The organism is candidate division KSB1 bacterium, from assembly GCA_034506335.1.
Taxonomy (GTDB): domain Bacteria; phylum Zhuqueibacterota; class Zhuqueibacteria; order JANLFK01; family Oleimicrobiaceae; genus Oleimicrobium.
In genome coordinates this window covers 178,463-191,571 of sequence record JAPDPR010000001.1, presented here as the reverse complement: position 1 = coordinate 191,571, position 13,109 = coordinate 178,463, and the positions used below count along the sequence as shown (strand labels likewise).

13 protein-coding genes and 1 pseudogene are annotated in these 13,109 nt (G+C 60.3%); 7 read left to right on the top strand and 7 right to left on the bottom strand.

The features are described from left to right. The first annotated feature begins 92 nt into the window (after window positions 1-92). From ONB25_00820 to ONB25_00790, 7 genes are all read left to right on the top strand, one after another. On the top strand, window positions 93-503 hold the full coding sequence (locus ONB25_00820) for a DUF4332 domain-containing protein (protein MDZ7391430.1): 411 nt from the start codon (window positions 93-95) through the stop codon (window positions 501-503). A gap of 180 nt (window positions 504-683) precedes the next feature. Next, window positions 684-1,124, top strand: coding sequence for a peptidoglycan-binding protein LysM (gene lysM / locus ONB25_00815; GenBank protein ID MDZ7391429.1), 441 nt, complete (start codon window positions 684-686; stop codon window positions 1,122-1,124). A 71-nt stretch (window positions 1,125-1,195) separates the two neighbouring features. Continuing rightward, window positions 1,196-1,789, top strand: a complete 594-nt coding sequence (locus tag ONB25_00810; protein MDZ7391428.1) for a DUF937 domain-containing protein — start codon at window positions 1,196-1,198, stop codon at window positions 1,787-1,789. Between the two features lie 272 nt (window positions 1,790-2,061). Then, entirely contained in the window at window positions 2,062-4,782 is a 2,721-nt protein-coding gene (locus tag ONB25_00805; GenBank protein MDZ7391427.1) for a non-lysosomal glucosylceramidase, read from the top strand. Window positions 4,783-5,034: 252 nt separating this feature from the next. Further along, window positions 5,035-5,631, top strand: a complete 597-nt coding sequence (locus tag ONB25_00800) for a DJ-1/PfpI family protein (GenBank protein MDZ7391426.1) — start codon at window positions 5,035-5,037, stop codon at window positions 5,629-5,631. 2 nt (window positions 5,632-5,633) lie between these two features. After that, window positions 5,634-6,143 carry a phosphohistidine phosphatase SixA gene (gene sixA, locus ONB25_00795; protein MDZ7391425.1) on the top strand — a complete coding sequence of 170 codons (510 nt, stop codon included), beginning with the start codon at window positions 5,634-5,636 and terminating at the stop codon, window positions 6,141-6,143. A 53-nt stretch (window positions 6,144-6,196) separates the two neighbouring features. Then, window positions 6,197-6,676, top strand: coding sequence for a dCMP deaminase family protein (locus ONB25_00790; protein ID MDZ7391424.1), 480 nt, complete (start codon window positions 6,197-6,199; stop codon window positions 6,674-6,676). 75 nt (window positions 6,677-6,751) lie between these two features. Here the strand turns inward: ONB25_00790 and ONB25_00785 are convergent, their stop codons facing one another. From ONB25_00785 to ONB25_00755, 7 genes and pseudogenes are all read right to left on the bottom strand, one after another. Then, window positions 6,752-7,120, bottom strand: coding sequence for a hypothetical protein (locus tag ONB25_00785; GenBank protein MDZ7391423.1), 369 nt, complete (start codon window positions 7,118-7,120; stop codon window positions 6,752-6,754). A gap of 41 nt (window positions 7,121-7,161) precedes the next feature. Next, a complete protein-coding gene (locus tag ONB25_00780) occupies window positions 7,162-7,575 on the bottom strand; it encodes a secondary thiamine-phosphate synthase enzyme YjbQ (protein ID MDZ7391422.1) in 414 nt (137 codons plus the stop codon). Between the two features lie 113 nt (window positions 7,576-7,688). After that, complete coding sequence (locus ONB25_00775) at window positions 7,689-8,207, bottom strand: hypothetical protein (protein ID MDZ7391421.1); 519 nt, start codon at window positions 8,205-8,207, stop codon at window positions 7,689-7,691. Window positions 8,208-8,474: 267 nt separating this feature from the next. Beyond that, window positions 8,475-9,335 (bottom strand): hypothetical protein, encoded by an 861-nt coding sequence (locus tag ONB25_00770; protein MDZ7391420.1) that lies wholly within the window; start codon window positions 9,333-9,335, stop codon window positions 8,475-8,477. Window positions 9,336-9,561: 226 nt separating this feature from the next. After that, window positions 9,562-10,179, bottom strand: a pseudogene (pduL, locus tag ONB25_00765) (phosphate propanoyltransferase). Window positions 10,180-10,212: 33 nt separating this feature from the next. Then, window positions 10,213-11,799 carry an acetaldehyde dehydrogenase (acetylating) gene (locus ONB25_00760; GenBank protein ID MDZ7391419.1) on the bottom strand — a complete coding sequence of 529 codons (1,587 nt, stop codon included), beginning with the start codon at window positions 11,797-11,799 and terminating at the stop codon, window positions 10,213-10,215. A gap of 15 nt (window positions 11,800-11,814) precedes the next feature. Continuing rightward, complete coding sequence (locus tag ONB25_00755) at window positions 11,815-13,053, bottom strand: M20 family metallo-hydrolase (GenBank protein MDZ7391418.1); 1,239 nt, start codon at window positions 13,051-13,053, stop codon at window positions 11,815-11,817. Between the last annotated feature and the right edge of the window lie 56 nt (window positions 13,054-13,109).

Sequence of the window (13,109 nt, the reverse complement as noted above, 5' to 3'; positions counted from 1 at the left end):
CGGAGAAGAAAACGTTTGACTTTTACGCAAGAAATTAGTATAATAACAAAGACAAATATGAATCTTCATTCACCAGCTAAGGGAGGCTAGCCATGGCAAACTACAAGATCGCGGAGATTGAGGGTATCGGGAAACAGTATGCAGCGAAGCTGGAGAAGGCGGGCGTCAGCACCACGGACGACCTGCTGGAGAAAGGAGCCACGCGCAAGGGCCGCCAGGAGCTGGCAGACGCCACTGGCATTAGTGGGGACCTGATCCTCAAGTGGGTGAATGCCGCTGATCTATTCCGGGTGCCTGGCATCGGCAGCGAATACGCGCAGCTTCTGGAAAAGGCAGGTGTGGACAGCGTGAAGGAGCTGCGGAACCGCAAGCCGGAAAACCTCCACGCTACGCTCGCACAGGTGAATGAGAAACACAAGCTCGTCCGCAAGCTCCCGGGCCTTAGCCAAGTAGAAGGCTGGGTGAAGGCCGCCAAAGAGCTGGAACCGGTCATCAAGTACTGAGCCGAGTTCGCAACCGAAGGACGATGGACATGCGGCGCCTCAGATCGAAGGCGCCGCACTTTTCAATGTACGAAAGGAGGACTCCGCTATTCTCACAGAAGGCGGCCTCCTCTGTAGGCCTACATCCCGAACGCGCACCACGAAGTCCCTATCTGCACTTTAACAAAAGGAGGATTCCATATGGGAACGTTTAGCTTTTTGAAAAACGTAGGCGCCGCCATTTTTGGCGGCGGCAAGAACGAGGCCAAAGAAGTGGAAACTCTCTTGCGCACCGAACTGGGGGATCGCATCAAGAACCTAAAGGTCGAATTCAAGAACGACACTATTTTTCTCTACGGCCAATGTGACACCCACGCGACCAAAGAGAAGGCGATCCTCCTCGCGGGTAACGTGAAAGGCGTCGCGTCAGTCAACGACGACTACTTCACCGCGCCAAAACCCGAAGAGGAAACCGAGTTTTACACGGTAAAGAAGGGCGATTCGCTCTCCAAGATCGCCAAGGCCTATTACGGGGACGCCATGAAATACCCCGTGATTTTCGAGGCCAACCGCGAGGTCATTAAGGACCCAAATCTGATTTACCCGGGGCAGGTGCTGCGTATCCCAAAGATCGCACGCTAGCCTAAGGCAAGTTTCTTACGGGTGGCAGGAGGCCACAGCGGTCTCCTGCCACACCCCCTGGAGGTAACGCCATGCCAAATTTTGTCGATGAGTTCATGAGCAAATGGGGCGGCCAGGTAAGCAAGGAGATCGCTGGCAAGCTGGGCATCAGCGCCCCCGTAATTGCACAGATCATCCCCCAGATCATTCCCCTTATCCTAAGTGGCCTTCGCAAGCAGAAGGACGAGCGTGGGGGTGAGGCACGTGTCGATCACATCCTTAACAAGTACGGGAGCGCAAGCTTTCTGCAGGACATTGCCGGACTGGTGGCGCAGAAGGCGCAGGACAAGAACCCGGACCCGCAACTCGGAGGCCTTCTCGGTCAGGCTGGCGTACAGGCCACACAGACCATTGCCAAGCAGTTCAAGCTCGACACGGCCGTGGCTGCAAAGCTAATTCCCATGGTCACGCCATTTGTCTTGGCAGCACTCACTCAGAAACGCGACACGCAAAAAGCGGGCGCCTCGGCTATAGGCGCTCTGCTGGATCGCGAAGGCGATGGAAGCATCCTGGACGATGCTGCGGGCTTTCTGCTCAAGAGCCTAACAGGGAGCACAGGGACACAGGGCACCGCTCAGGCGGTTGGGGGCATTCTTTCCTCTCTTTTTGGCAAGAAGAAACAGTAGAGCAGTTGTCTTGCCGCAATCTCCAGTGGGGCAGCTGGTGTAGCCGAAAGTGCCCCACGTGCCATTGCTGCCCAAGGGCATGGTGGGCCATCGCGCGAGGCGCCGGTGTATAAGGCCACCCTACCCCGCAAGAAGGTGTGCCGCATGGTTACCCCTGCTTGGCTCCAGCGAGTGCGCAAACCGGCAGACTCTCTGCCGCCTGAACCAGAGTAGAAAACTGTTCAAGGCGCAAAACCAGCGCGTAGTGGCGAATACTGACAGAGGAGGACATTATGTGTCGGCTCCTTCTTTGCTGCTCAGTGCTGTTGGGAGTCACTGCCTGTCTCTCCAAACCGAAAAATCTCCCTTACAAATACGACGAGCTCCTCTGCGGACCGGCAATTCGTACCTTCACCGGGCAGGCCTTAGCGCAGGTGGCTTTTCCGTTGGGTGGCATTGGCACCGGCACCGTATCGTTAGGGGGCCGGGGCGAGCTTCGCGACTGGGAGATATTCAATAGGCCCGGCAAAGGATTCTCCCTCCCCTTCACTTTCTTTGCCCTCTGGGCGAAACCAGTCGAGGGCGAGCCAGTGGCAAAGATTCTGGAAAGACGCCTGCTGCCCCCTTACACTGGTGCATTTGGCTTGCCGCAAAACCAACTGGCAGGGGTCGCCCGCCTGGATGAGGCTGTCTTCCGTGGGGAATACCCTTTCGCCTGGATCGAGTTTCACGACGAGCAGATCCCCGTTCAGGTAAGGATGGAGGCATGGAATCCTCTCATTCCGCATGACCCCGAGGAGAGCGGCCTGCCAGTAGCTCTCATTTCTTGGACGGTGAAAAATCCGACGGCGAGCCGAATCAAGGTCTCGGTGGCGAGCAGCATGTTTAACCCGGTCGGCACGGACGGCCGGGAGTTGAGCGGCAACGCCCTCGGCGGAAACCTGAACGAGTATCGCGACACCGGCAAGCTGCGAGGACTCTTTTTCTCCAAGCCCTCGCTCCCTGCCGATGATCTGCGCTTTGGCACCATGGCCTTGGTCACCCCCTGGCAGGCCCTGGATGTCCAGACCCGCTGGTACCGTGGCGGCTGGTGGGACGGCGCGCACCTGTTCTGGGACGATTTTGCCGACGACGGTCGCGTGCAGAACATCATCGAAAGCGACCCCTCGCCGCAAGGGAGAAGCGACGTGGGCTCCCTGGTGCTTTTTGCCGAGTTAGAGCCTGGCCAGTCGGTAACGTTTCCCTTCCTTGTTGCTTGGTACTTCGCCAACCGGGTGAACTACTGGAATCCTGAGCCCGCGGTGCGCGAAAAGAGCCTCCGGAACCATTACGCACGTCGCTTTGCCAACGCCTGGGAAGTGGCGGAGTATGTCCACGAACACCGACCCGCACTTGAGCAAGGCACGCGCCTCTTCCACCAGGCCCTGTTCGGCAGTAGCCTGCCCGGCTATGTCATCGACGCCGTCTCCAGCCAGGCCTCCATCATTCGCACCAACACCTGCATGTGGCTGGACGACGGGTCCTTCTTCGCCTTCGAAGGGTGTGGCGACGCCTCCGGCTGCTGTCCCATGAACTGCACCCACGTGTGGAACTATGAGCAGGCGCTCGCCTATCTGTTCCCGAGCCTGGAGCGCTCCATGCGGCGCACGGATTTTCTCCACAACACCTTGCCTAACGGCTACATGACGTTTCGCACGCTCATCCCACTCGGCCCACACTGGTGGCAGTTCAAGGCCTGCGCCGACGGGCAGATGGGCACCATCATCAAGGCTTACCGCGAGTGGAAATTGAGTGGCGACCAGGCCTTCTTGCGGGAGCTGTGGCCGAAGGTGAAGGCGGCTTTAGAGTTTGCCTGGAAAGGGTGCGGGTCCCCGCCGCCACCAGGGTTGGAATGGACGGCAGAGCAGGTGAGCCGGCCTTGGGATGCGGACACTGACGGCGTCATGGAAGGGGAGCAGCACAACACGTACGACATCGAGTTCTACGGCCCCAACACAATGACCGGCTCGCTCTACTTGGGAGCCTTGAAGGCAGCCGCAGAGATGGCAGAGGCCATGGGCGAGCACCGGAATGCAGCGTACTATCGGCAGCTTTTTGAACAAGGCATGGATAAGTACGATCGCTCGCTCTGGAACGGCCAGTACTACCGTCAGCAGGTGGAGGTGGCAGAAGGTATTGAAGTGCCTGAGCACTTGCGCATGCCAGCGGCGGGAGACCGCGAGCAGGGACCGCCTCTGCCCAAGTACCAGTACGGGGACGGATGTCTCTCCGACCAGCTGCTAGGCCAGTACTTGGCGCATGTGGTGGGACTGGGTTATGTGTTGCCCGCTGAGCACGTGAAGGCCGCTATCAAGGCGGTGTTTGACAACAATTGGCGGCGGGCCATTGGCGACTTTTCCAATGTCCAGCGTGTGTATGCCGTGAACGACGAGGCGGGACTGTTGCTCTGCTCCTGGCCCTTGGGTAATCGTCCGTCCCTTCCGTTTGTGTATAGCGATGAGGTGTGGACGGGCATCGAATACCAGGTGGCGGCGACGCTCATTTACAACGGGTGGCTCGATGAGGGACTGGCGGTGGTCAAAGGGGTGCGAGACCGCTACGACGGGGTGCGCCGCAACCCTTGGGACGAAATCGAGTGCGGGCATCACTACGCGCGGGCCATGGCCAGCTGGGCGGTGCTGCTTGCGCTGTCCGGGTTCACCTGCGATATGGTGGACGGAAAGCTGGGCTTTGCGCCGGTGATAAACAGCGAGGACTTTGCCTGCTTTTGGTCGACCGGGACGGCCTGGGGGCAGTTCCGGCAAGCTCAAGGCAAGGCACGCCTGGAGGTGCTGCATGGCGTACTTTCCTTGCGGCAGCTTTCGGTGGCCCCAGCCGCCCTTTTTGGCAGCAAAGTGCGCCTTTACCTGGACGGAAAACCCATTTCCGCGAGGATGCAGAAGAGGGCGGGGCGACTGGAGCTCACCTTTGCGCCGTTAAGTCTTAGCGCGGGCCAGGTGCTTGAGGTTCGTTGAGCGGCTTGCACACCGCCAGACTTCCGAAGGTCGGCAGTGGCACGTTTCCGGCGAGGCCTGATAGGCGCCCTCTCCTGGAGGATGTGAGCGTTCGTTGCCACAAAGGGTTTCGCGGGTGGAGTGGGGGGCTGACGAAGAACAGAGGGGCAGGCGCGGGCGTAGAAAAAGTCGACCCTGTATGGCTTGTACCGCAGGCAACACTAGGTCAGTGCCGGCAAAAGCGCGAGCTGGATTCGAACGCGTGAGGTTCTCGTGGAGCACGGTGTAAAGAAGGCTTTAGTTCCGATTGCCGATGGGGTGGAAGAGTTGGAGGCTGTCACCATCATCGACGTGTTACGCCGGGCAGGTGCGAGAGTTACCGTGGCAAGTGTCGATGAGGTACAAGTGGTGGCCTCACGGGGGATTAAGTTGGTTGCGGACGTCCCACTTAGCGCATGCGCGGATGAGGTGTTTGATCTGATTGCGTTGCCGGGAGGGATGCCTGGGGCGGAACGCCTGCGCGATTGTCCGCTGTTGATTCGGCTCCTGAAGGAACAGGCGGCAGCCGGACGTCTGTACGCTGCCATCTGTGCCTCGCCGGTGGTGGTGTTGCAGCACCACGGCCTGCTGGCAGGGCGGCGTGCCACCGCCCATCCCGCCTTTGCCTCGCGCCTCGATAACCAGGAGGCGGTGGCGGAGCGGGTGGTGGTGGATGGCAACTGCGTGACCAGTCGTGGTCCGGGCACCGCTATCGAGTTTGCCCTGACGCTGGTGGCGCTCCTCTTTGGCAGCCAGCGAGCGCACGAGGTGGCTACGGCAATGTTGGCGCTGTGGCCCCAGGCCCCTTCGCCGCGGGCAGGAGACGAGTGAACATGGCAGTATTTCTGGTTCAGCACGGGGAGAGCTTTCCAGAGGAGGTGGACCCGGCACGGCACCTCACCCCGGAGGGCGAGAGGACTGTGGAGAAGATGGCCGTCTGGGCGCAGCGCGTTGGACTCGAGGTCCAGCGCATCGTCCACAGCGGCAAGGAACGAGCCAGGCAGACGGCCGAGATTTTGGCCGCGGCCCTCATGCCTCCCGGTGGCGTAATGCAAGAGCCTGGTCTTGGCCCGCGTGACGACCCAACGCCCTGGCCCGAGTGGCTGGCCCGGCAGGACGGGACGATGATCGTGGGCCACCTCCCGTTCCTGGCTCGCCTTGCGGGCCTGATGCTCGGAGGCGCACCAGACCGGGCAATTCTGCACTTTGTCCACGCAGGCATCGTCTGTCTCGACAGGCAGGCAGACAACTCGGGCTGGGTGCTAAGCTGGGCGGTGTGGCCCAGCCTGTTGCCCGAGGACCCTGGCGAAGTGAAAATGCGGGAAGCACTCCCGAACAGGTGAGATGTAGCCGTGCACAACGGGCAGGTCGCGAGAAAGCAGTCGGCGAGGAGCCAGTGAGCAGCCAGTGTCGAGAGCGGCCAGGGTGGGACGACTACTTCCTGAACATCGCCGCGGTTGTAGCCAGCCGCTCCTCATGTCTGCGCAACAAGGTGGGCGCAGTCATCGTGCGGGACCGGGATATCGTGTCCACTGGCTACAATGGCGCACCCAAGTATCAGCCGAACTGTTTGGAACTGGGTTCCTGCTATCGCGATGAGCATCAGATTGCCTCGGGCAAGCAGTTGGAGTTGTGTCGCGCCGTAGGTTCACACGCCGAGTCCAACGCCATAGCCCTGGCGGCGCGAAATGGGCATCCGACGCGCGGCACGACCATGTACATCGTAGGCCACCACCAGATCTGCAACCAGTGCAAGGCGCAGATTGCCAATGCCGGCATCATCCGCGTGGTGTTGCGCACGCCAGAAGGGGGGCTGGACGAGTTCTTCCCGGCCCGCGATTGGACCCGCCACCCCATTGATACCGGGTCGAGGTAAGAGCCCTTGGGGTGCCCCCCTGAACAAAAGAAGGAGCGACACTAGGCTACATGCCAGACGGAAGGCGGGTGTGTTCTAAACCTTCCCCGCCGAGCGAAGGCTGGTGAGGATTAACACAAGCCCCGCTGCCACGAGCAACAATGGCCACCACTGTCCGAGGCCAGTGATCTGCCAGGCGCCAATAGCCATGAGGACCACTGCGGCAATGAGGCGCCCACCCCAGACCTGACGGTGTTGCAGCAGCAGCTGGCGCGCAATCACCTCCAGGACCAAGATCACACCCAGACCGAACAGAAAATACCAAATCCATCCCACACCCGGCGCGAGTACATCGAACCGATCGAGGAGAAAGACGATGCCAAGCCACATAATGGTCACGCCGCTGATCACCCCTGATAGTGCGTTACCGATGTGGCTGGCCTGCGCCCTCTGTTCCTTGTCCATAGCGTTCTCCTCAGTGGGGCTCCAAAGCGACAAAAACAGCGCTATTCTCCCAGGACCTTTATGACTACTCGCTTGCGGCGCTGGCCATCGAACTCCGCGTAGTACACCTGCTGCCAGGGCCCCAAGTCCAACCGTCCTTCCGTGATTGGTAGGACAACTTGGTGGTGCATGAGAAGGCTCTTCAGGTGGGCATCGCCGTTGCGCTCGCCGGTGCGATGGTGATGGTATTCAGGTCCCTCCGGGGCTAGCCGCTGCAACCATTCTTCGATGTCCTGAATAAGTCCGGTCTCGGCGTCGTTTACGTAGACCGCCGCGGTGATGTGCATGGCGGAGACCAGGACCATCCCCTCCTGCACACCACTTTTCTGGACTGCACGCTCCACCTTGTCGGTGATGTTGATGTACTCCCGGTGCTCCCGGGTATTGAACCAAAGGTACTCAGTGTAGTGCTTCATGTGTCTCGTCTCGCCGATACTATTCCCTGGTTTTCCCTCGTGTGTCTATGACCGCGAGCCGGCTAGTGAAGGCCGAACGCCACTGCGTCTTTCCCCTCCAGGGCGGCGGCAGGCTACTCTCCCATCCAGCTCAAGAGTAGGGACTCTCGCTCGAAAAGTGCCTGGTTGAAGGCATCCACCGCATCGCCCATGCGCATGGCGCGTTCCTGCACCTCCGTCTCGGAAAGGCAACTCACGTCGAGGTCTGCAAGCTCCTCATTGAGAGTGCTGACCTCCTTTAGGAGGGCAAGTTCGCAGTCATAGAGCGACTGTAACGTCTCCTCCGGCAATCGATCTCTTTCGAAAAATGCCGATTCGAGGTAGGCGGGTGTTTGCAGGCCTTCGCGAATGGTGCAGAGCTTGCGATGGAGACGAGCAAGTGGCTCGGAAACTGTTTCCGCACCGAGGCGGCGCGCATGGCCAGCCGCACCGTCCAGCTTGGTAGCGAGTCCCTCCAGTTGGCACGACAGGTGAGCTCTGAGAAGCTTGTCTGTCGCCCTGCGCTGGTCTTGGGTGGCGTAGCCCTGGTAGCCGCGCACTTGACGCCCAATCTGATCCGGGGCACATTGGCCTGTGCCCTCAACGTCCTCCATAGCTTGGCTCCTGTTGGCCTGCTGGTTTCTGGTAACAAAAAGCCGTCGTGTCCTGCGCCGAACGCGACGGCCAAATCGCTCTCCCCTTATGGCGACGGGCCCGCAGTCAGGAACGTCTACACTGCTCTTGCTGCAGAAGACAGCGGCAAGATTGCCTAAACGAAATATCTATGCACAGGCGCGCACTGCCCGCGCGCCACACCATTGACCTTGCTGCAGTTTTTCTGACCAACGGGCGACTCTAATTTACAACTATCTGCCAAAAAGTCAATGAATTTTTCCAGGTCCGAGGGAGAAGAAACCTCGCTGCAGGCCGTAAAGCCACAGGCAGCCGTAGGCGGAAGGGGTGAGGGTAGAACCCCACGATTCCAAGAACTTGACAAACGAGCCCGCGTCGTCATTGACCCTGACAATCGTTTCCATCTCGCTGCATCGAGGCTCCCTCGTGGCAGACCGAAGCAGTGTGCGGTAGTCTTGCGTGAGGTGACAAACAAAAACAAGTTCTGGCTTCTGGTTGCAAAGACTCTTTATCAGGCCGATGCACCGGAGGCAGCTTATGTGTTGAGCACGGAGTTTGAGTTCTTCTTCAAGCTCGTGGCGGATGGCAAGGAATGGGTCAGGCTTTCCCCCTCGCTCATCGGCCTTCGGCTCGATGTGACCACCGAAGACATCTCTGTGTCCCGGGAATTCGCCCACCTTGTCGCTGCGCACCATCAGCGGGAGCGCCCCGTCGGTCGTGACGACCACTGCGCTAACCCCCAAGACGCGAGGCAAGTACTCTGCCCCCCAGCGGCGGACGATCTCTTCTGCGCGATATTGGGCAAAGAGCACGTAGCGATAGCTCGTTTGCGTGAGGCTCACAGCCAGACGTCCATTCTCAAAGGTGTAGCTTTGGAGCGCACACAGGGGGCCGTCGAACAGCAGGGTGTCATTGCTTGCCGCGCTGCAAGCCGAGCGCCAGACAATTTCTGCCTCACTTTCCATTTCGGGCGGATAGCGGAGCGGTCCCGGGTCCCAGTGCACCTCTAGTTGTTCTTCGCCAATCGAACAGGCCAAGAGGAGCTCGGCGGGCGGACGTTCACTGGGTAGAATCTCCCCTCTGTGTGCTATCGCTTTAATAGCCTTCACTACAAGAGCCTCAACTATTGGGCCCGGACGCGCGGTTTCCCCCAGGTGATGCATTCCTCGTGCCTTAGACGAAGACATCGTGGCGCTTGCCGAGGTCGCGGGCTGCCGGGGTCACGATCATGCCGGGTTCCACCCGGATCTTCTGTCCCCGCAATATCGCCTGGCGCACGTCGTTCTCGGTGATGACTCTCCGGCCGTCGAGATTGAAGTTGTAGCGCAGGCTGCTCTTGACGATGTAGACATGATCGCCCGTCTTTAGCCCTGCGGCGTTCGCTTCGTCAAGATCGATGTGCATCTGGAGACGGAAAGTCTCGTCCACGCGGATGAGCACGTTGCCGAAGATGACCGTCCGACGTTGGGCCGGATCGACGGCAGGGTCTTCCACCGGAGCCACAAAAACGGTGTCCCCATGGCGCACACCTAACTTTGCGGCGATCTCCGGGTTGACATGAATGTGGCGTCGAGCCACTACCACGTCCTGGTGTAATGTGACCGAGCCCTGTGGCCCTATGAGCACGGCCGCCTGTCCCGGAGGCAGGGAACCCGAATCACCCACCGGGCAGTCCAACCCCAAGCGGTAAGCATCGGTGCGGGACACCTCGACCTGTGTGCGGTTGCGCAGAGGCCCAAGGATGCGCATCCGCTCGATGGTCCCCTTTGGACCGCTGATGGTCACCGTCTGCTCTGAGACAAACTGCCCGCACTGATAGAGCTCTCGCTCCCTGGTGAGCTCGAACCCTTTGCCGAACAGGGTCTCCAGGTGCTCGCGGCAGAGGTGGGCATGGCGGTTAGATACACCGACAGGGATCAGTATTCTATCCACGCCTTCCTCCACGCGATGCATGCCGGTAGGGCGAAGGGCTCCTGCGTGCGAGCCCTACTTGTCGCGCAAAAATTCCGCAACAATACGTTCCACCTCATCATCGGTAAGGCCACTGCTCCCATAGCGTCCGCCAACCGTGGGAGGAGATATCCGGTGGTCGGGCTCCGCCGCTGGCATCTCTTTGCGCGAGATGCCGGCGGCAGGGCTTAAAGCCGCTTGGTAAGGCGCGGTGACATTCACGCGCCCTTGGACGAGGCCCTCTGGTCGCCAGTCCACGCTGCGATCGGAGCGCCGCAGAGGTTTGGTCTCGTAAGCAACGCGCTTGATATTCAAAAGGTGCATGGGGGTCACGTTGTCGGTGGTGATGTTGCCACCGTACGTGCCACATCCCAGCATCATGGAAGGGTCAAGATCGGTGGTGATGCCGACCGCACCGTGCGTGCCGGGGGTATTGACGAGAATGCGAAACGCGGGCTTTTTTAGGGCAAACTGCATGATGACTTCTTGGTCACGGGAGTGGATTACCAGCGTGTGGCCCAGGCCACCGAAGTTCAGAATCTCGATGCACCGCTCGCATCCGGCTTCCCACCCATCGGCAACATAGAAGGCGATCACTGGCGACAGTTTCTCTATGGACAGCGGGTAGTCCCGTCCCACGCCTTCCAGTGGCGCGACCAGGATGCTCGTGTCTTGGGGAACTACCACGCCAGCCTTCTGAGCGATAATGTGCGCAGGACGTCCCACGCAGTCAGGCCGGACGGTCAACTCCGGGGTCACCAAGGTTGCCGCCACCTTCTGGCACTCCTCCGGGCTCAAGAAGTAGGCGCGATGGGCGCGCAGCTCAGCGATGACCTGGTCACGCACGGGCAGATCGGCAATAATGGCCTGCTCGGACGCGCAGACGGTACCGTTGTCAAAGGTCTTGGAGGCGACGATATCGGCTACCGCCTTTCGCACGTCAGCGGTGCGCTCGATGAACGCCGGCACGTTGCCAGGGCCCACTCCGTACGCGGGCTTGCCCGCGCTGTAGGCCGCCTTCACCAGCCCGGCGCCACCGGTGGCCAAAATGATCGCCACGTCGCGATGGTGCATGAGCTCGTTTGTGCCTTGGAGAGTGGAAAGCGTCATGCACCCGATGAGACCCGGGGGAGCGCCAGCGCTTTCAGCAGCCTCACTCATAACCTTTGCAGCGGCGCTAGCGCAGCGCACGGCATTGGGGTGCGGCGAAAAGACGATGGCGTTCCGAGCCTTGACAGCAATAAGCGACTTGAATAGTACCGTGGACGTGGGGTTGGTCACCGGAACTATGCCAGCGATAACTCCCATCGGTTCGGCAATCTCCAGGATGCGCTTGCCCGGCAACTCGTTGATCACCCCCACAGTTTTCATGGACTTGATGAGGTTGTAGACGTCGCGCGTGGCCAGCTGATTTTTTGCCACCTTATCGGCTACTACCCCGAAGCCGGTCTCTTCCACGGCCAGCTGCGCCAGCTGCTGGGCGGCCCGGAAGCCCGCGTCGGCCATCGCTGCCACCACGCGGTCTACGTCCTTCTGGGAGAACTCCTTGAACTTGAGCTGGGCCTCACGCGCGCGCACGCACAGGTTGCGCGCCTGCTGCATTGATTCCAAGTCGCAATCCACAGCACCCTCGACTGGCTATGATTGGAGGAAAAGATGGGCCAGGACCTTGGCGTCGGCCAGGACATTGCTGATGCGGCAATACTCGTTCGGTTGGTGCGCCGTTTGGTCAATCGTTTCCCAAACCGCCGCAGGCAGCCCAGCGCGGCGAAAGTGCGCAGCCACCGTCCCGCCGCCGATGCCCATGGGAACTGCCTTGACCCCGCGTGTCTCGGCTAAGGCGCGGGCCAAGGCTTGCACCACAGGGGCATCAGCTGATGTGGGTGGTGCCGCCTCCTCCCTTTGCGGATAAAACATTTCCACCCGCACCCCAAATTGAGCCTCTACCTCGCGAACTGCCGACTCTATCCACGCGATCACATCGTCTACCTTGTAGGTCGGCAGTATGCGGCAGTCAAAGTAGAACACATCCTCGCCAGGGATAGTGTTGATATTGGGAACATTGGCTTCCTTCTTGGTGGGCTCAAAGGTGCTGGTGGGCGGCATAAACACAGGATCGCTGTAGGGAAAAGCCTCATACAGCTTGTCGAGCTTGACAATCAGATGGGCACCTGCCTTGTGCGCATTCTTGCCATGAGAGGGGCGAGAGCCGTGGCACTGCTTGCCAATGGTCTTGAAGCCGATCCAAAGGATGCTTTTCTCAGCCACCTCCACCATGGAGCCGTCCGCATTGCCGGAGTCGGGCACCACAATCCAGTCCTGGGACCCGAAGAGCTCGCGGTGCTCGCGCAGCAGATATTGCAGGCCGTACTGGCTTCCTGTCTCTTCATCTGCCACAAGAACCAATCCCACGTCGTGGTTCGGCCTAAGCCCTGCCTCGTAGATGGCCCGCAGGGCCAAGAGCGAGGCTACCAAGCTCTGCTGGTTGTCTTCCACGCCCCTGCCGTAGAGGAGGTCGCCATCGACGCGCACCCGATACGGGTCGCTGTGCCAAAGGGCCAGCTCTCCAGGCGGGACAATGTCCAAGTGGGAGAGGACCCACACAGTGCGGGCAGGGTCTGTCCCTCTGTACTTTGCCACGAGGTTCGGCCGATAGCCGCACGGCACGCGAGCATCCGGGGCGCGGAACTCCAACAGCTCGTCAGTGGGGAGCGCCGAAAGCAGTTCCTTCACGTACGCCGCCTTGGCCTGCTCTCCCTCGCCGCCGTTTTCCGGCGCCAGGGCGGGGATAGCGGTCAGTTCGGTTTGGAGGCGCACAACCTCCTCCCGGCTCTGCTCAATGCGTGCTGCAACCTCCGAGAATGCTCTGGCCTGCATCAATCCCTCCACACGGTGCTTCTTCGCTTCTTGACGGCTGTCAATATACGAAATTC